This is a genomic window from Rhizobium sp. 01L419, from assembly GCF_056400025.1.
Genome location: NZ_JBFTSM010000002.1, coordinates 426,790 through 446,149 on the forward strand (window position 1 = coordinate 426,790; position 19,360 = coordinate 446,149).

Annotated in this window: 15 protein-coding genes; 11 read left to right on the forward strand and 4 right to left on the reverse strand. The window is 60.8% G+C overall.

What is annotated here, in order from left to right; all coding sequences use genetic code 11:
- Positions 1–61: 61 nt before the first annotated feature.
- From AC1DUP_RS05820 to AC1DUP_RS05830, 3 genes are all read right to left on the reverse strand, one after another.
- Positions 62–3,163, reverse strand: coding sequence for an efflux RND transporter permease subunit (locus tag AC1DUP_RS05820; RefSeq protein WP_113310574.1), 3,102 nt, complete (start codon positions 3,161–3,163; stop codon positions 62–64).
- Positions 3,164–3,172: 9 nt separating this feature from the next.
- Positions 3,173–4,417, reverse strand: a complete 1,245-nt coding sequence (locus AC1DUP_RS05825; protein WP_113310575.1) for an efflux RND transporter periplasmic adaptor subunit — start codon at positions 4,415–4,417, stop codon at positions 3,173–3,175.
- Between the two features lie 100 nt (positions 4,418–4,517).
- Positions 4,518–5,375, reverse strand: a complete 858-nt coding sequence (locus AC1DUP_RS05830; protein ID WP_113310576.1) for a MipA/OmpV family protein — start codon at positions 5,373–5,375, stop codon at positions 4,518–4,520.
- A 224-nt stretch (positions 5,376–5,599) separates the two neighbouring features.
- On the opposite strand from AC1DUP_RS05830, the gene AC1DUP_RS05835 reads away from it, so the two are divergent.
- From AC1DUP_RS05835 to AC1DUP_RS05865, 7 genes are all read left to right on the forward strand, one after another.
- Entirely contained in the window at positions 5,600–6,349 is a 750-nt protein-coding gene (locus AC1DUP_RS05835) for a response regulator transcription factor (RefSeq protein ID WP_113310577.1), read from the forward strand.
- The gene (locus tag AC1DUP_RS05840) at positions 6,342–7,652 is read left to right on the forward strand and encodes an ATP-binding protein (protein WP_113310578.1); all 1,311 of its coding nucleotides are present in this window, start codon (positions 6,342–6,344) and stop codon (positions 7,650–7,652) included. Before AC1DUP_RS05835 ends, AC1DUP_RS05840 begins: the two co-directional genes overlap by 8 nt.
- Before the next feature lie 366 nt (positions 7,653–8,018).
- Positions 8,019–9,221: an MFS transporter gene (locus AC1DUP_RS05845; protein ID WP_113310579.1), complete on the forward strand. Its 1,203-nt coding sequence runs from the start codon at positions 8,019–8,021 to the stop codon at positions 9,219–9,221.
- 211 nt (positions 9,222–9,432) lie between these two features.
- Positions 9,433–9,993, forward strand: coding sequence for an FMN reductase (gene msuE, locus AC1DUP_RS05850; protein ID WP_113300400.1), 561 nt, complete (start codon positions 9,433–9,435; stop codon positions 9,991–9,993).
- Between the two features lie 240 nt (positions 9,994–10,233).
- Entirely contained in the window at positions 10,234–11,070 is an 837-nt protein-coding gene (locus AC1DUP_RS05855; RefSeq protein ID WP_113310580.1) for a MetQ/NlpA family lipoprotein, read from the forward strand.
- A gap of 85 nt (positions 11,071–11,155) precedes the next feature.
- Entirely contained in the window at positions 11,156–12,238 is a 1,083-nt protein-coding gene (locus AC1DUP_RS05860; RefSeq protein WP_113310613.1) for a methionine ABC transporter ATP-binding protein, read from the forward strand.
- Positions 12,219–12,872, forward strand: a complete 654-nt coding sequence (locus AC1DUP_RS05865; protein WP_113310581.1) for a methionine ABC transporter permease — start codon at positions 12,219–12,221, stop codon at positions 12,870–12,872. The genes AC1DUP_RS05860 and AC1DUP_RS05865 overlap by 20 nt, the downstream gene beginning before the upstream one ends.
- A 3-nt stretch (positions 12,873–12,875) precedes the next feature.
- Here AC1DUP_RS05865 and AC1DUP_RS05870 read toward each other — a convergent pair whose 3' ends face one another.
- Positions 12,876–14,231, reverse strand: coding sequence for an LLM class flavin-dependent oxidoreductase (locus AC1DUP_RS05870; RefSeq protein WP_113310582.1), 1,356 nt, complete (start codon positions 14,229–14,231; stop codon positions 12,876–12,878).
- 205 nt (positions 14,232–14,436) lie between these two features.
- Between AC1DUP_RS05870 and tauA the strand changes: the two genes are divergently transcribed.
- The 4 genes from tauA to scpA all read left to right on the forward strand — a co-directional run bounded on the left by tauA (position 14,437) and on the right by scpA (position 19,360).
- Positions 14,437–15,441, forward strand: coding sequence for a taurine ABC transporter substrate-binding protein (gene tauA, locus AC1DUP_RS05875; protein ID WP_113310583.1), 1,005 nt, complete (start codon positions 14,437–14,439; stop codon positions 15,439–15,441).
- Positions 15,442–15,503: 62 nt separating this feature from the next.
- The gene (locus AC1DUP_RS05880) at positions 15,504–16,298 is read left to right on the forward strand and encodes an ABC transporter ATP-binding protein (protein ID WP_113310584.1); all 795 of its coding nucleotides are present in this window, start codon (positions 15,504–15,506) and stop codon (positions 16,296–16,298) included.
- The gene (locus AC1DUP_RS05885) at positions 16,295–17,125 is read left to right on the forward strand and encodes an ABC transporter permease subunit (protein ID WP_113310585.1); all 831 of its coding nucleotides are present in this window, start codon (positions 16,295–16,297) and stop codon (positions 17,123–17,125) included. Before AC1DUP_RS05880 ends, AC1DUP_RS05885 begins: the two co-directional genes overlap by 4 nt.
- Before the next feature lie 99 nt (positions 17,126–17,224).
- Positions 17,225–19,360, forward strand: coding sequence for a methylmalonyl-CoA mutase (gene scpA, locus AC1DUP_RS05890; protein ID WP_113310586.1), 2,136 nt, complete (start codon positions 17,225–17,227; stop codon positions 19,358–19,360).

The following is a 19,360-nucleotide window of genomic DNA, read 5'->3' on the forward strand; positions in this document are numbered from 1 at the left end:
CGCTATTGGCCATCGATCCCGAGGCACCCATGAATCCTAGCTGTCAGATCATCCAACAGCACTACCCGCGCAAACTGTCGGGGCCTTCGATGAAGGCGCCGCCTGAGCTATCAGCGGCAGCTTCGCCACCCGGTATCTTCCGTGCCAGGCGTTTGACCGCATCGCCGAGATCGGCGATTAGGACATGGCTTGCGGGAACAACGACGAGCGAAAGAACCGTTGAAACCATCAGTCCGCCGATGACCGCCACCGCCATAGGTGCTCTGAACTCGCCACCGATTTCGTGGCCGAATGCCGCCGGCACCATGCCGGCCACCATCGCCAATGTCGTCATAATGATCGGGCGCAGCCGCTCGGCACAGGCTTCGATGGTCGCCTCGATGCGTGACAGGCCCGACCGCTCGAGCTCGATTGCGAAATCGACAAGCATGATCGAATTCTTAACGACGATGCCCATCAGCATGAGGATCCCGATGACGACCGGCAGCGACACGGGATAGCCGGTGACGATGAGGGAGGCAACGACACCTGAAAGCGCAAGCGGAAGAGGGGTGACGATCGTCAGCGGCGTAAGCGGGCTGCCGAAAAGCAAGATGAGCACGACCACCACAAGGCTCAAGCCCGCGATCATGGCGAAAGCAAAACTTGCAAAAACGCTGTCCTTGGAATCGGAATCGCCGGTTGCCCGCATTTCGACCTCCGCTGGCAGCGACCTGACGGAGGGCAAGTCCTTGAGCGCCGCGATGCCTTCGCCTTGTGTGATGCCTGGTGGAAGGTCCGCGCCGATCTCGACCCGACGCTGGCGTTCCATGCGATGGATGACGGAAACGCTTTCACTTTCCTCCAGGCGTGCGACTGCCTCAAGCGGCACGAGGGTCCCCGATGACGTCATGACCCGTAACTGTCGCAGCTTCTCCGAACGGTCTATCCCGGCATCCTCGACGAGCGTGCGGATCGGGATCAATCTGCCGCTGTCCTTGAATGATGGCAGCCTCGAATCAGAATCTCCCAAGGTCGCGACCCTGATTGCTGTCGCGATCTCTCTCGCACTGACGCCAAGATCGGCGGCGCGCTCCGGCGACACGACCACCCCGAGTTCCGGCTGGCGCGTCGCTTCCGAAGAAGCCGGATTGACGAACATCGTGTTGGAGCGCATTTCGCCCAGCATTGCGCGGGCTGATTTCGACGCCTGCTCGCCATTGACGCTCAGGATTGCGAACGACACATCCCGGCCGCCGCGGTCGTTGATGAATTCGAAGCGAAGGTCGGGAATGGCTTTCAACAGAACCTCGGCCTTTTCCTGGATTTGCTCGAGCGGAAGCTTACGCTGGCTACGATCTGCAAGGGACATCACGATGGTCGACTTGCGGATATCGCGTACGCCGTCGGACCCTGATCCGGCGCGCACGAACACGGTCTTGATATCCTCAATCCCCTTGAGACGATGGGTAACCAGATCGCTTACCTCCTCATTGTCGGCAAGCGTCGAGCCTGGCGGCAGCTCGATCGACACCGTGATCCGGCCGGTATCTTGCGCCGGCAGAAACGCGGTCGGCAGGAAACCGGCAAGCAGGATCGTCAGGGCAAAGAGCCCGGCCGCCAGCCCCGCTGTGATCCATCGCCATCTGATCGCCATGCCGACGAGCGCGCGATAGCGCACAACCAGTCGCCCTTCCGCGTGCGGTTTGCTCGGCGAGGTCAGAAAATAAGCGGCGATCAGCGGGGTTACCAGGCGCGCGACGAGGAGCGAGAAGAAGACGGCAATCGCGACCGTCAGGCCAAACTGCCGGAAATATTGGCCTATTTCTCCAGGCATCATCCCGACAGGGGCGAAGACGGCAATGATGGCGGCCGAGATCGCAATGACGGCGAGGCCGATCTCGTCGGACGCGTCGATCGCAGCCTTGTAGGCGCTTTTGCCGAGGCTCTTGTGACGGACGATGTTTTCGATCTCGACGATGGAGTCGTCGACGAGAATTCCGGTCACCAGCGTGATTGCAAGCAGGCTCAGCATGTTAAGCGAGAAGCCGGCCAGTTCCATCACCCAGAAGGTCGGGATTGCCGAAAGTGGCAGGCTGATGGCGGCAATGAGCGTGGCGCGCCAGTCGCGCAGGAACAGGAAGACGACGAGCACGGCAAGGATCGCCCCCTCGATCAGCGTGCTGCGGGCAGACAAGAAGTTTGCGAGTGTCAGCGTGACGCTGTCGTCGACGATTTTGAACTGCGTTCCGGGCCTTGAGTCGGCTATTTCCTCAAGAGCCGCGGCAACTTTTTCGGCAACGTCGACGTCTCCAGCACCCGTCGCCTTGTAGACCGTAAAGCCGATCGCCGGCTCGCCGTCGAGGCGCGCGAAATCCTGTCGTTTCTCCCTCGTGTCTGCAACCGTGGCGACATCGGAGACCGAGACGCTCTTTCCCTGCGGCAAGGCAAGACGAATGGCCCTGAGTTCGTCGAGGGTTGTAACGGCTGCCTTTGTTGCCACCGTCATGTCCTGCGCGTCGACATTGCCCCGCCCAGACGGCAGATTGAACTGGCTTGCGGCGATTTGATCACTGACCGAGGCCGCCGTCAGGGCGAGAGGGGCGAGCCTATCCGCCTTCAGGAGAACATGGATTTCGCGGTTGACGGTGCCGACGAGCTCGACGCGGCCAATTCCGGCCAACCCCTGGAGCTTTCTCACGACGACGTCGTTGATGAAAAAGGACAGATCTTCCGCCGACATCGAGCCGTTATGGGCCGAATAGGTGACGACCGGCTGGTTTTCTGATTCGATCCTATTGATGACCGGTTCATCGATGGCGGCAGGCAGGCGATCGCGGATCTTCGTGACCGCGTCCCTGACGTCGGAGACGGCCCTGTCGACCGGCACGCCGATTTCAAACTCGACCGTGGTCTCCGATCGACCTTCCGAAATCGTGGACTCGATGTGCTTGATATCGGAAAGGGTCGCGACGCTGTCCTCGACGAGCCTGGTGATCTGGATTTCGATCTGATCGGGTGCGGCAGCAGGTTCTTCGACGGTCACGCCGACCGTCGGCACATTGATGGCCGGAAAATAGGTGATCGGCAGCGTTCCATAGCTCTTCAGTCCGAGGCCGGTGAGGATGACGAACAGGAGGATGACGGGCAGCGGGGTGCGGATCGCCCATGTGGAGATGTTCATCGGATGGTCTCAGTTGCCCACAGAGACTGGGCTTGCATCGGCCTGCACGATGACCGGGACCGCCTGGTCGCCGGCCTCCATGAATCCACCCGACTTCGTGACCACCAGGTCGCCTTCATCGATGCCGGAGCGGATCTCAACGAAACCGGCCTGGCGAAAACCGAGCGAAACCGGCTTTCGTTCGATGCGATTGTTCTTGAGGATCTTGATCGATGGTTCCGTTCCGGAACCGGCAATCGCCGAGGCGGGCAGGAATATGCCTTTGCTGCTTCCGATCTCGATGTGCGCGGAGGCAAAGGCGCCAATTGGGGCCGTCAATCCACGGGGCAGAGTGATCCGTGCGCGTCCGAGCCGTGTCCGGTCGGCGAGCGCCGGTGCGACGAAGCGGACGGCGCTTGTCAAACCGTCATGATCCTCAGCGAGCAAAACATGAACGACGGCGCCGACGAGCACGACATCGAACTGAGCCTGTGGGATTTCTGCTTCCAGTTCGAACTGGTCGTCATTGGCGATGATGAAGAGCTGCTCGCTGGATGAGGAGGCGGTCGCGCCGACCTTTGCGGACCGGTTGATGATCCGGCCTGCCACCGGCGCCACAATCGTCGCATAGCTCAGTCGCAATTCAATATCCTTGCGCGCCGCAGCGACGGTCTTGACGGCAGCTTCTGCCGATTGGACGGCCTGCCTGCTGGCCCGCACGCTCACCTCTGCGCGCGCGAGCGCCTTTTGTCGCTGTTCGAGTGCTTCTTGCGACATCAACCCCTTGGGAACGAGCTTTTGCGCGCGCGTAAGATCGGCCCCGGCCTCCTCCTGCGAAATCAAGGCATTGTCGAGTGCGCTTGAGGCCTGCCCGAGTTGAGCTGCTGCGCTCGCTGCCTGCGCGTCGTTTTGCATAAGCTCGACATCGATCCTCGACGTATCCAATGTCGCAAGCACCTGTCCGCGGTTGACGAGATCGCCTTCTTCGGCGGCGATCGAGACTATCCGGGCTCCGGAGAGATCGGTATTGACCAGCGTCGTTTCCCGCGCGACGACCGTGCCGACGACGGAAACGCTCTGTTCGAGAACCTGGGCTCTCGCAGCGATAACCGACACTTTCGGCCCCTCCATGTCAGCGGCGAGACCGTGGATCGGGAGCCCGGCGGTCGCAGACAGCAGGACGATCGATATCAGGACACCCGTTCTGGGGTTTTGGGACGGCCGGTCGCCCTGCGACAGGCCAGGCGTGCGAGAGAGCGGCGTGAAGGAGGTCATCAATTCATTCCCTGGGCGATTTTCGTTTGATTGCCGGATGTTTAGGGCCGCCGCGTCGGCGACCCCAAGGGTTTTGAACAAGATGCTCTGACCAGCCGGTTCAAAACCGGTAACCCAGCATCAGCATGGTTTGCGACTGGACCTTTTCCTTGACGATCGGGCTGTCTGCAGCGTCTCCGACCAGGAAGCTCACGCCTTGCTCGCCCCTGACCACCCAGTTCTCGTTAATCAGGTAGGTGGCGGAAGCGGAGAGATCGACGCTCTTGATCCCAGCCCCGGCCTTGTACTGAGCATGACCGGAGCGGGCCGACTGGCCAGCGTCGACACCGAAATAGGCTTCCATATAGTTATCGTCCGCAAAGGTGGCGGAGGCTTCGGCGCCGAGGATGAGATGCTCCGACAGGGGCTGCGAGATTGCCGCGCCGGCGGTTGCGAGCAGGCCCTCGCTTCCGCCGATCGTCTTGTCGACCGAGACGAAGATATTGGCAGGCCCGAACGTGTAGGTGGCCTTGCCGCCGACCGTCGCGCCGAAATCGATGTCGCCCATGCCGCGCAACGTGTCCGCATCATCTTCGTCACGGCCCGAGTCGTAGCCGACGTTGACGTCGAAGCGGAAAGCGTCCTTTTCGAAGGCTTTAATCCCGATGCCAGTTGGATCGATGGTGATCCGGTCGAAGAGTTCGGCCGATACGAAGGGGAACGGCGAGACTTCAAACTCGTCGCTTCCCTCATATTTCGGTTTGAAGACAGCGCCGGCGCCGACGACGACGTGCCAATCGTGCAACGCCTGGCGAACCGGGCCGAAACGCTCCGGGTCCGGCGGTGGCGGTTCCTGCGCGGCCTGCCCCTTATTTGTGAAGTCGGCGGCTTGTACGGCAAAGGGCGATAAGAATAGCGACGCCACGGCGATGGAAAGCAGCCGGGACCGATCCGCGGTCAGTTTTAGAGAGGCAGACATGAATGCTCCGAGGTTGACTTTGCGCGCATCCCCCCGAGACCGACCTGGAAGCACGCCACGCCTCAGCAGTGCCATGTGCGGGCGGCACCGAGTGTTGGATGTTGTTAAGAGTTGTTTCTGCTTGGATGGCCGTTCTGCGCCGTAGAAACATTTCTTCATAATCGCAGGCGGGGACGCTCTCGCCTGCCATGATAAGGATGAGAGGAAGAACGGAGGTGGCGTGATTGGTTGATGAGCGCACACGAGCGGCTGTCGAACGGCCGAGGATACTGATTGTCGAGGACGATCGTCAGATCGCCGAAATGCTGAGGGACAGTCTTGTCGAGCAGGGTATGGATGTGGAGCTCGCGGGCGACGGCGCAGCGATGGACGCGAAGATGCGGGCTATGCCCCTCGATCTCGTTGTCCTCGATGTCATGCTGCCGGGCGAAGATGGTCTCAGTCTCTGCCGGCGCCTGCGCGCAGGCGGAGGCATCCCGATCCTGATGCTGACATCCTTGAGCACCGACATCGACAGGATCGTCGGGCTGGAGATCGGCGCGGACGACTACGTCACCAAACCCTTCGTTCTGCGTGAGCTCCTGGCCCGGATCAAAGGCCTCCTGCGCCGGTCGGGCTTGTCAGCACAGCGGGAGGCAAGGCCCGCGCACAGACTTTTGCGCTTCGAGGGCTGGCGGATCGATCCGGCCCGGCGTCAAGTCCACGATCCGGCCCAGGCCAGGATTGCCATGACGACCCACGAGTTCGACCTGCTTCTGGCCTTTTGCCGCAACGCCGGCCGGGTTCTGACCCGCGAGCAGCTGCTTGCGGTCACGCATGCCGGGCTTGCCGGTCCGATCGAGCGCAGCATCGACGTGCATATTAGCCGGCTCAGGCAGAAGATCGAGATGGACCCCCGCGATCCGCTCCTCATCAAGACGGTCCGGCTCGGCGGTTACGTCTTTACCGCCCAAGTGGAAGAGGCCGATGTTTAGACGCCTGCGTCGCGTGACGATGACGATCCGCGGCCAGATCACCATCATCATTCTGGTGGCGCTGGTGACGATCATCACTATGGGCGATGCGGTGGAGCGCTGGGCCAGGGAAGATCTTGCCGCCCCGGATCTCGAAAACATCGCCGAAAAGCTGAACGCCATCGCCGAGCTTCTCGGGCCCGCTTCGCCCGAAGACCGGCAGATCATCCTCGCCAACGCACGTCGCGCCGGCTGGCACATCGAACTCACGCCGACGGCGACCGCGAGCCGCTTTGCACAGTCTTCGAGCCATCAGAGCTTGCTGGACGTCGTCGCCGCCCGGCTGTTTCCGCCAGACAACGAACCGCCAATCGGCGGCTGGCAGACCTTCCTCGATGACCGGCGGGTGATTGCCGCCCGTGTCGACGACGGCACGATCGTCATTACCTCGGGTTTCCCGGATTCCATGCTGAGCAGCGCGTTCCTGGGACGCGGGCCCTATTACTTCGTCGCCTTTTTCGTATTGATCGGCTTTTTCTTCATATTCGCGATCAGGGCGATCACCGAACCCATACAGCGCATTGCCCATGCGGCAGCGGTTTCCGATATCACCACCGGTTCTCCTGTTTTCGAGGAGAAGGGAACGGTGGAGATTGTTGCATTGGCCCGGGCATTGAACGGCATGCGCCGGCGCATCCGTCTGATGATCGAAGCTCGCACCCGCATGCTGCGCGGCATCGGCCATGATCTGCGTACGCCGCTGACGCGGCTGAAGCTGCGTGTGGAGCGGATGGGGGAGAGCGGTCAGAAGGACGCCCTACTCTCCGACGTCGATCGGATCGAGAGCTTGCTCGTCGAGAGCCTGAATTATCTTCGAAACGACTATGCAACCGAAACCATCGAACTCGTCGACGTCGCAAGCATCCTGCAGACGGTCTGCAGCGAGTTTTCCGATATCGGCCACGCCGTCCAATACGCCGGGCCGAACCGGCTTCTTGCCAGATGCCGGCCGCTTTCCATCACGCGCGCGGTCACCAATCTTTGCGACAACGCCGTTAAATTTGCCGGCAAGGTCGAGGTGACGATGGCTGAGCGGCCGGATACCGTCCTGATCATTGTCGAGGATGACGGTCCAGGCATTCCGCAGGAGCTTCGAGAGCGGGTCCTTGAGCCTTTCTTCAAGTCGGACCAGTCTCGCGCTGGAGGCGGTTTCGGTCTCGGTCTGTCGATCGTTGCAGACATCGTTCACTCCCATCAAGGCACATTGGAGCTGCGGCAGCGTAATCCGGTCGGTCTCAGCGTTGTCGTGGCGATACCGAAATGAAACGGCGAGCGGCAACCTGCTATCGCAGGTTCTTCAAGACCAGCATCACCTGGTCTGCTCTTGGCGCCGAATGCGACTGACGGTAAAAACGCCCTCCTGATTATCTGCCGGCTCCAACCCCCGGACCGATCACCTGTGCCGGATCGGCACGCGAGGTGGCCGAATTGCAGGATCAGCAGTGAAAATCTTAGAACTCCGTACCGATCCGCACAAAACTGGGCTGTAATCGTCTCTCTTCATACGATAAATGCTTTTTCAGCGACCGCCGCTGACAACTCACTTCCGACGCCCCGATCGCCCCAACAACAGTCCGCACGAACCCCGACGACCGCCCGGCATCGTTCCGGCCGCGCAAGAGGAAGACCCATGGCATCCGTTGCCGAGAGCGCCCCCCGCTTTGAAAAGACCGCAATGTCCATTCTGGTGGCAGTCAGCTTCTGCCACATGCTCAACGACATCATGCAGTCGCTGCTTGCCTCGCTCTATCCGCTCTTCAAGGCCAATTATAACCTCGATTTCGTGCAGATTGGTCTTTTGACCATGACCTTTCAGGTCACGGCTTCGCTTCTCCAGCCGCTCGTCGGCATCGTCACCGATCGCTGGCCGATGCCCTATTCGCTGCCGGTCGGCATGGCGAGCACGTTCTGCGGCCTGATCCTGCTTGGCAATGCCGGCAGTTTCGAGCTGCTGCTGGTTGCCGCAAGCCTGATTGGCTTCGGCTCGGCGGTCTTCCATCCGGAATCCTCGCGCGTGGCGCGCCTTGCCTCTGGCGGTCGCCATGGCTTTGCACAATCGTTTTTCCAGGTTGGCGGCAATGCCGGTCAGGCGATCGGCCCGCTGCTGGCCGCCTTCATCGTGCTGCCGAACGGCCAGCACAGCGTGTCCTGGCTTTCCGGTATCGCCATGGTCGGCATGGTTGTCCTGAGCTGGGTCGGCAACTGGTATATGAGCCACCGCCGCCAAAACGCCAGCAAGGCGGCACCGAGCCGTACGCTGCCGCTGCCGCAGAACAAGGTCGTCTGGGCGCTGCTCATTCTCGTGCTGCTGACGGCGACGAAGAACGTCTACATGGCGAGCGTCTCGAGCTATTTCACCTTCTACGTCATCGACCGCTTTCAGCTTGGTGTGCAGCAGGCGCAGCTCATGCTCTTCCTCTTCCTGGGTTCGGTTGCCGCAGGCACCTTCCTCGGAGGGCCGATCGGCGATCGTTTCGGCGCACGCTTCGTCATCTGGTTCTCGATCCTCGGCGTCATCCCCTTCGCGCTGCTGCTGCCCTATGCGAACCTGTTCTGGACGTGCGTGCTCAGCGTCGTCATCGGCCTGATCTTCGCGTCGGCCTTCTCGGCCATCGTCGTCTTTGCGCAGGAGCTAGTACCGGGTCGCGTCGGCCTGATCGCCGGCGTCTTCTTCGGTTTCGCATTCGGTGCGGGCGGTCTCGGTGCGGCCTTCCTCGGCGGTTTTGCCGACTCGCACGGCATCGCCTTCGTCTACCGCATCTGCTCCTACCTGCCGCTACTCGGCCTGCTCACCATCTTCCTGCCGCGTATCCCCAAGCATCGCCCGGCGTAGGCTGTCTCGTCTGCAAAGAGAAAAGGCAGCGGAAAGCGTTCCGCTGCCTTTTATTTCGAGGTAAGCGCAATCAGCGGCGTCCGGTTTCAGCGAACATATTTTCCCCGGCTTTTGACCAAGACGGATCGACATTCCTTTAATCTACTATTTTGATGGATAATATCCGTCTCATGATGCAGCCATCGACGGCGCGATAGTGGAAGGAAATGATATGTCTGCACCCAAACTGGTCGGTCTTGCCGGCAGCTTCAATCGTCCCTCGAAGACCTTTGCGCTGGTCGAGAATATCGCCGGCCTCGCCGCCGAAAAATATGGCTTCGACAACACGATCTACGACCTGACGGATGTCGGTCCCTCGCTCGGCCAGGCGTTGCGCCGCGACGATCTCGACAATCGCGCCCGGGAAATCATCGCCGACATCGCCAATGCTGACGTCCTCGTCATTGGCGCGCCGACCTTCAAGGGCAGCTATCCGGGTCTCTTCAAGCATCTGATTGATCTTATCGACCCACATGAGTTGCGCGCCAAGCCGATCGTCATCACCGCGACCGGCGGCGGCGACCGTCATGCGCTGATGGTCGAGCATCAACTGCGCCCGCTCTTTGGTTTCTTCATGGCTCACACGCTGCCGACCGCCGTGTATGCCTCAGACCGCGATTTCACCGACTATCAGGTGTCTTCCGAGCCGTTGTCCAAGCGCATCGGGGAGGTGATCGGCGAACTTGCAGCCTTCTTTCCGGGCCGAACCTCCAGGCTGATCGCGGCCGAATAAACGGGCTTCAAGATTGATTTTCGGCGGCGCCTTCCGAGGCGCCGTTTTCATTCAAGCATATTTTAGCCTGACATTAATCCATTAATTTGGTAGAAATTTATCCTGCCACTATCCAAGACGCGGCAAGAGTTTTCCCGGCGATGACAGGACATCGGACGTTCGTGCTTCGCTCACAGCAAGCGCATTTGCAATTATCCGCCTGCTCGGGGCTCGGCCTCATTTAGTCAGACGGGATAAAAAATGACCAAGAACAAAAACATCAGCGCCATTTCGCTTTCGCGCCGCGCGGCCCTCGCTGTTGCAGCCTCCGCGGCGGCACTTATTGCCTTTGCGGGGCCGGTTCCTTCCTTTGCGGCAGACAAGTCGATCAAGGTCGGCATCATGAGCGGCGAGGATGAGGATGTCTGGCGCGTCGTTACCGCTGAGGCTGCCAAGAAGGGCCTCAAGATCGAGACGATCACCTTCAACGACTACACCCAGCCGAACGAGGCGCTGGAGCGGGGCGAAATCGACGCCAATGCTTTCCAGCACCAGCCCTATTTGGACAACCAGGTGAAGCAGCACGGCTATCACATCGTTTCCGTCGGCTATACCGGCGTCTGGCCGATCGGCCTCTACAGCAAGAAGCACAAGTCGGTTGCCGAACTGCCCGAGGGCGCCGTGATCGGCGTGCCGAATGATCCGTCTAACGAAGGCCGTGCTTTGCGTGTTCTGCAGAACGAAGGCTTGATCAAGCTGAAGGATGGAACGGGCATTCTCGCCACGATCGTCGACGTCTCTGAAAACCCGAAGAATATCGAGATCCGCGAACTCGATGCCGGCATCGTCGGCCGTTCGATCGACGACCTCGACGCCGGCGTCGTCAACACCGATTGGGCGCTGAAGAGCGGTCTGTCCCCGGCAGAGCGTGTCGCCCAGGAGCCGATCGCCGACAATCCTTACCGCAACTTCATCGCCGTGAAGAAAGACAACAAGGATGCCGATTGGGTGAAGACTCTCGTCTCCTCCTATCAGAACGAGACGGTCAAGGCCGAATTCGATAAGGTGTATAAGGGTACTGGGCTCAGCGCCTATTGATTTCGCGGCCCTCTCTAGGGCGTCAATAACTGAGGCGGCCCGGGTCTTTGCCGGGGCCGCCTTCAGCGTTTGTGAAGGAATGATCATGAATTCAATTGTCTCAGCCTCAGGGATAGAGACGCCTCGCATCGACGCCGAAGAGGTCGTGCGTCTGAGAGATGTCAAGCGCAAGTTCGGCGCGACAGCCGCACTCGACGGTGTTTCGCTGACCGTGAAGAAGGGTGAAATTCTCGGCATCATCGGCCGCAGCGGCGCCGGCAAGTCGACGCTGATCCGTTGTCTCAACGGTCTCGAGCGCGCCGACAGCGGCGAGATCGTCATCGAGGGCCGCAACATTGCAGGTCTCGCCGAGCAGGAGCTGCAGCCGCTGCGCCGTCGCATCGGCATGATTTTCCAGCACTTCAATCTTCTCTCGGCCAAGACAGTCGAGGAGAATGTCGCGTTGCCGCTGAAGATCGAAGGTGTCGGCAAGGCCGAACGGCTGAAGCGGGCGCAGGAGCTTCTGGAACTGGTCGGCCTATCCGACAAGGCTACGGCTTATCCATCTTCGCTCTCAGGCGGCCAGAAGCAACGTGTCGGCATCGCACGCGCATTGGCCGCACGGCCGGCCCTGTTGTTGTCCGACGAGGCGACATCTGCGCTCGATCCGGAAACGACACGCTCGATCCTTGCTCTGCTGAAGGACATCAATCGTAAGCTTGGACTTACGATTCTGCTGATCACCCATGAAATGGAAGTCGTTCGCGGCATTGCCGATCGCGTCGCCGTTATCGATGCGGGCCGCATCGTCGAGGAGGGACAGGTCTGGTCGATCTTCGCAGATCCGCAGGCAGCGATCACCAAAAGCCTGCTCGGCGGTATCCGCCCGCAGCTTCCCGAACATATCGCCGCGCGGCTGTCGCATTCCGGCGGCACGGAAGTGATCCTGAGCGTCGATCTCGCCGGGCCGGAAGCGCAAGGTGCTCTCTTTGCCGATCTTTCGTCAGCGCTGCCGCACTCCTTCCGCCTCGTTCACGGTGGCATCGATCATATCCAGAACCAGCCGGTGGCGCGGTTCTTCATTGCCGTTCCTGCGCGCGATCCCGCGCTTGCAGAAAAGGTCGAACAATTTCTGAAGGCCCGGTCCGCCCGGGTGGAGGTGCTTGGTTATGACACCGATCATGATTAATCTATTGCTGCGCTCCCTCTGGGAGACGGTGCTGATGACGGCGACATCCGGATTGATTTCGCTGGTTGCAGGCCTGCCGCTCGGGCTGGCGCTGGTGCTGACCAATCGCGGCGGCATTGCCGAAAACCTCACGATCAACCGCATTCTCGGCGGGGTTATCAACGGCTTCCGTTCGGTACCCTTCATTATCCTTCTGGTGGCGCTGATCCCGCTGACGCGCCTGATCGTCGGCACGGCGATCGGCACCTGGGCGGCTATCGTTCCGCTCGCTATTGCCGCGACACCCTATTATGCCCGTATCGCCGAGGTCTCGTTACGGGAGGTGGATCGCGGGCTGATCGACGCCGTGCGCGCCATGGGCGGCAATCGCTGGACGATCATCCGTGAGGTTTTGGTTCCCGAAGCCCTGCCGGGCATCGTCGCCGGCTTTACCGTCACGCTGGTGACGCTGATCGGTGCATCGGCCATGGCCGGCGCTATCGGTGCCGGCGGTCTCGGCGACCTCGCCATCCGCTATGGCTACCAGCGCTTTGAAACCAATGTGATGATCGCAGTCGTCGCCGTGCTCATCGTACTCGTCTGCGGCATCCAGTGGCTGGGCGACCGGCTGGTCGCCCGTCTGGATCACCGCTGAGATCTAGCGCCTGAAGCGAGCGGCGGGATGGCTGGCAGACAGTCGGCCATTTCCGCCGAACAGCTTCCGCCGCAGCGGTCCTTCCGCATAATCAGCCTTGAACAAGCCGCGCTCCTGCAGGACCGGCACGACGAGATCGACGAAATCATTGAGGCTTTCCGGCGCCACCGTGCGCGCAAGATTGAAACCGTCGATGTCGCCCTCCTCGATCCAGCGTTGCAGGACGTCGGCAATCTGCTCTGGCGAGCCGACGATCGGCTTCATGCGGCTGCCGAGCACCATCTGGTCGATGATCTGTCGCTTCGTCACCGGCTTTGCCGCCTGCTTGGTGATCGCCGCTAGGGCCGACTGATTGGCATTGGTCGAGCTCTGGTCGATCGCTTCATCAAGGCCGTATTTCGAAAAATCGACGCCGATCGAGGCGGAGTAATGTGCCAGCGAGGCCTCGACGCTTGCATGCCGGCGATAGTCCTCGAGCTTTTCCTGCGCTTGGGCTTCGGTCTTTCCGACAACGACGGTAATCAGGCTCAGGATCTTGACTGCATCCGCGCCGCGACCATTCGCTTGTGTCTTGGAGCGCAGGGCATCGACCGTCGGTCGTGCCGACTGTGGGTTCGGCCCGGCGATAAAGACGCATTCGGCATGGCGGGCGGCGAAATCCTGTCCACGCGCCGAAGCGCCGGCCTGGAAGAGAAGCGGCGTGCGCTGCGGGGAGGGCTCCGCCAAGTGGATGCCCTCCATCTTATAATATTGGCCCTGATGGCTGACGGCGCGGACTTTCGACGCATCGGCGAAGATGCCGCGTTCCCTGTCGCGCAGCACCGCGCCGTCGTCCCAGCTGCCTTCCCAGAGCTTGTAGAGGATTTCGAGATATTCCTCGGCGGCGTCATAGCGCGCATCATGCTCCGGCAGCTTGTCGAATCCCATGCTGCGGGCAGCGCTGTCGAGATAGCCGGTGACGATATTCCAGCCGATGCGGCCCTTGGTCAGATGATCGAGCGTTGACATGCGTCGTGCCAGCAGAAAGGGCGGCTCATAGGTCGTATTGACGGTGACGCCGAAGCCGAGGTGCTTCGTGACGTAAGCCATGGCCGAAATCGGCATCAGCGGATCGTTGACCGGGATCTGCGCGCCCGTCTCGATCACGGAGGCTGGACTGTTCTTGTAGACATCGTAGACGCCGACAATATCGGCCAGAAAAATGCCGTCCAGCTTGCCGCGTTCGGCCGTGCGCGCAAAATCCGCCCAGTAATCGAGATCGGTATAGCTGACCGAACGGTCGCGCGGATGCGTCCACATCCCGTGATTTATATGTCCGACGCAGTTCATGTCGAAGGCGTAGATCTGCATTTTCTTCATCAATACTGTCCTGAGATGTCAGTCGGTCATTTGGGGGAATTACCGGGCGGATCGGGAAACCACCGTTTCTCTCTCATTATTTAGAAGCAAATTATCTCTCATGCCCGATTACAGGAATTTTCTATCTCTATAAAATCTATGAATTTTACAATGATCTAGTCACATTCCTGGGGCGGAATGATTTTGAACATTGCGGGAGAGGGATATGAAAATCAACCGACGCAACCTGCTAGGCACGGCTGCTGCCGCTGTCCTCACTTTCACCAGCTATGCGGCCGATGCAGCCGACGTCACGCTCAATATCGGCTACCAGCCGATCGTCGAGCCTTCGCGCGTCCCGCAGGCCGATGGCACCTATGAGAAGGTGACCGGCGCGAAGATCAACTGGCAGAAATTCGATGGCGGCGCTGATGTCATCGCTGCCATCGCCTCCGGCTCCATCGACATCGGCTATGTCGGCTCTTCGCCGCTTGCGGCCGCAGCCAGCCGCGAATTGCCGATCGAGACGATCTACGTGGTCGGCCTCATCAGCGACGCCGAAGCGCTCGCTGTCAAGAACATCACCAAGCCCGAGGACCTCAAGGGCAAGAAGATCGCCACCCCCTTCGTCTCGACAGCGCACTACAGTCTGCTGACGGCGCTGAAGCACTGGAAAGTCGATCCGAAGTCGGTGCAGATCCTCAATCTGCGTCCGCCGGAAATCGCCGCCGCCTGGGAACGCGGTGACATCGACGGCGCCTATGTCTGGGATCCGATCCTGGCGCAGCTCAAGAAAAGCGGCAGCGTGCTCGCGACGTCTGCTGATGTCGCAAAGTGGGGCGGCCCGACTTTCGATGCCTGGATCGTCAGCAAGAAGTTTGCAGAGGCACATCCGGACGTTGTCACTGGCTTCGTGAAGGTCACGGGTGCGGCTTACGCTTCTTATCTCGCCAATCCGGATAGCTGGAATGCGAAATCACCGGAAGCTGAGAAGATTGCCAAGCTCACCGGCGCCAAGACCGATGAAGTGCCGGCTCTTCTCAAGGGCTACACTTTCCCGAGCCTGAAGGAACAGGCGAGCGCAGATCTCCTCGGTGGCGGTACGACGAAGGCTGTTGCCGAAACCTCGGCCTTCCTTCTGGAGCAGGGCAAGATCCCTGGCGTTTTGAAGGACTACAGCCCCTATGTTTCCGACCACTGGGTCAAGGAAGCAGCCAAAGCAGGTCTTTGATCCTCCCAAGGGTCCCGGCGCGGCTTCAGCTGCGCCGGTTTTTCTTATAACAGGTGATGCCCATGAGCATACTTTCATTACAGTCCTTGTCGCTCGACTATGCCGAGGCAGGCAGTCGTCGGAAGAGGCGTGTGCTCGATGGCATCAACCTGCATATTGCCTCCGATGAGTTCGTGGTGGTCATCGGCCGTTCGGGTTCCGGCAAGACCAGCCTTCTCAATATTGCTGCAGGCTTCACTGAGCCGAGCGAGGGGCGCGTGCTGGTCGACGGCAAAGAGATCGACGGGCCGGGCGTAGACCGGGCCGTGGTGTTTCAGGATGACGCGCTCTATCCCTGGCTGACCGCAGCCGGCAATGTGGCCTTTCCATTGAAGCTTCAGGGCATCCCAAAAGGCGAGAGGCAGCGCCGCGCGGAAGAACTGTTGGTGAAGGTCGGGCTCGATGGCGCGGGCCACAAGAATATCTGGGAACTCTCAGGCGGCATGCGCCAGCGCGTCGGCATCGCTCGCGCGCTCGCCTCCGGCCCACGCTTCCTGTTGCTTGATGAACCGCTCGGTGCGCTCGACGCGCTGACACGCAGCCGCATGCAGAAATTCCTGCTGGATGTCTGGGCGGAAAGCAAAACCGGTGCCCTGATGATCACCCACAGCCTTGATGAAGCCCTGTTGCTTGCGACACGCGTCATTGTGCTGGCGCCCAATCCGGGCCGCATCGTCGCCGACATCAGGACCGAGTTTGGCAAGGCGTTGCTCGACGGCAGAAGCGTCAAGGAGATCAACTCGCTCACCGCGTTTAAAAATCTGCATGACGAACTGACCGCACTCATCCACGCGGATGAAGAGGAGATTGCTGCATGAGCGTCGAGGCGGAAACACTCACAGCCGCAGTGTCGGATCAGCCGGTAGAGGCGCGGCCGAAACGCCGTGGTACGCTGCCGATCTCGCTTGCAACCATCGTCGTCATTATCGCCGGCTGGAGCCTTGCTTCGGCCTATGGCGCAGTCTCGCCGGTCTTCCTGCCGTCGCCGCTTGTCGTGGCGAAATCGCTCGCCAATGTCGCGATCAACGGTTTCGTCGATTCCACGCTTGCCGAACATACGCTCGCAAGCCTGCTGCGCATCTTTGCAGCGCTCGCCGTTTCGCTCATCATCGGTGTGCCGGCAGGTCTTGCGATCGCCACCAGCCGCATCGGCAAGGGCATCCTTGATCCGATCGTCGAATTCCTGCGGCCGCTGCCGCCGCTTGCCTATCTGCCGCTGATCATCATCTGGGTCGGCATCGGCGAGGCGTCGAAGGTCACCGTCATCTCGCTTGCCATGTTGCCGCCGATCATCCTGTCGACGGCAGCAGGCGTCAAATCCGCTCCCGGCGATTTCGTCAACGCCGCCCGTTCCTTCGGGGCGAGCCGGCTGCAAGTGCTGCTAAATGTCATTCTTCCGAGCGCCATTCCGTCCATCCTGACGGGCACGCGCATTGCGCTTGGCGCCGGCTGGTCGACGCTGGTCGCGGCCGAGCTCGTTGCTGCAAGCCAGGGTCTCGGCTTCATGATCCAGTCCGCGGCGCAGTTTCTTGTGACCGATATCGTCATCGGTGGTATCATCGTTATCGCAGCGATCGCCTTCCTGCTGGAGATCCTGGCGCGGCTGATCGAACGGCTCTTCGTGCCCTGGGCCGCGCATCGCTGAACGTCTACCATCGCCTTGCCGATCAAATTATCCTAAGGCTGTATCGCGCCGCGTCACCGCATGGTGGTAGCGTGGCGCGCAGACGATGCGGAGGATGATATGACGAAGAAGACGCTGTCGGACTGGGAGGCGCTGGCGGAAAAGGAGCTGCGCGCAGCGCCGGAAACGCTGACCTGGCACACACCCGAAGGCATCGACGTCAAACCGCTCTACACGGCCGCTGATCTTCACGGTACGGACGCGGACAGCTTGCCGGGCTATGCGCCCTTCACACGCGGGCCGCGTGCCACCATGTATGCCGGCCGCCCCTGGACGATCCGGCAATATGCCGGCTTTTCGACCGCCGAGGAGTCCAACGCCTTCTACCGCCGCAATCTCGCCGCCGGGCAGAAGGGCCTCTCCGTCGCCTTCGATCTCGCCACTCATCGCGGCTATGACAGCGATCATCCGCGCGTCGTCGGCGATGTCGGCAAGGCGGGTGTTGCGATCGACAGTGTCGAGGACATGAAGATCCTGTTCGACGGCATTCCGCTGCAGGACATGTCCGTTTCCATGACCATGAATGGTGCAGTCATCCCGATTCTGGCGAATTTCATCGTCGCCGGCGAGGAGCAGGGCGTTGCGAAGGCGGAACTCTCTGGAACCATCCAGAACGATATCCTCAAGGAGTTCATGGTCCGCAATACCTATATCTATCCGCCCGAACCCTCGATGCGCATCGTCGCCGATATCATCGAATATACGGCCAAGGAGATGCCGAAATTCAACTCGATATCGATCTCCGGCTATCACATGCAGGAGGCAGGCGCGACGCTGGTGCAGGAGCTTGCCTTCACGCTGGCCGACGGGCGCGAATATGTGCGCGCGGCAATCGCCAAGGGTCTTGATGTCGATGACTTCGCCGGTCGGCTTTCCTTCTTCTTTGCGATCGGCATGAATTTCTTCATGGAGGCGGCCAAGCTTCGCGCGGCTCGGCAGCTCTGGACCCGCATCATGGAAGAGTTTCAGCCGAAGAAGGCATCCTCGCTGATGCTTCGCACCCATTGCCAGACATCGGGTGTATCGCTGCAGGAACAGGATCCTTACAACAATATCATCCGCACCGCCTTCGAAGCGATGTCGGCCGTGCTCGGCGGCACGCAGTCGTTGCATACCAATTCCTTCGACGAGGCGATCGCCCTGCCGACGGAATTTTCCGCCCGCATCGCCCGCAATACGCAGCTCATCCTGCAGCACGAGACCGGTGTCACCAATGTCGTCGATCCGCTTGCCGGCTCCTATTATGTAGAGAGCCTGACAAAGGAACTGGCCGATAGAGCCTGGGCGCTGATCGAGGAAGTCGAGGCGCTTGGCGGCATGACCAAAGCCGTCAATGAGGGCCTGCCGAAGCGGCTGATTGAGGAAGCCGCCGCCCGCCGTCAGGCCGCCGTCGACAAAGGCGAAGAGGTCATTGTCGGGGTTAACAAATACCGGCTCGAGGCCGAACAGCCGATCGATATCCTGGAGATCGACAACAGCGCGGTACGCGCCGCGCAGATCCGCCGTATCGAGGAGACCAAGCGCCGCCGCGACGGCGTGAAGGTCAAGGAAACGCTGGCGGCACTTCTGGAGATTGCCCGCAGCGGCAACGGCAACCTGCTTGCCGCTGCCGTCGAAGCGGCAAGGGCGCGGGCCACCGTCGGCGAAATCTCCGACGCGATGCGGGAGGTCTTCGGCGATCATTTTGCGACGCCCAAGGTGATCCGCGGCATCTATGGTGCGGCCTACCGGGACGAGCCGGAGCTTGACGTGCTCAAGGTGCGTATGGCGGAAGTGACCGAGGCCATGGGCCGCAAGCCGAAGATCATGGTCGCCAAGCTTGGCCAGGATGGGCATGACCGTGGCGCCAAGGTCATCGCCTCTGCCTTCGGCGATGTCGGCTTCGATGTTCTTGCCGGCCCGCTGTTCCAGACGCCGGAAGAAGCGGCCAGCATGGCGCTCGGCGAGAAGGTCAATGTCGTCGGCGTCTCGTCGCTGGCGGCCGGGCACCGGACGCTATTGCCGCAGCTGATCGATAAGCTGAAGGAACAGGGCGGAGGCGATATCATCGTCGTTTGCGGCGGCGTGATTCCGCGGCAGGATTACGAGTTCCTTCACGAACACGGCGTTGCCGCCGTGTTCGGTCCGGGGACGAACGTGCTCGAAGCCGCGAATTCCGTTCTCGACCTCCTGCAGGGTGTCAGGCGAAACCAGTAG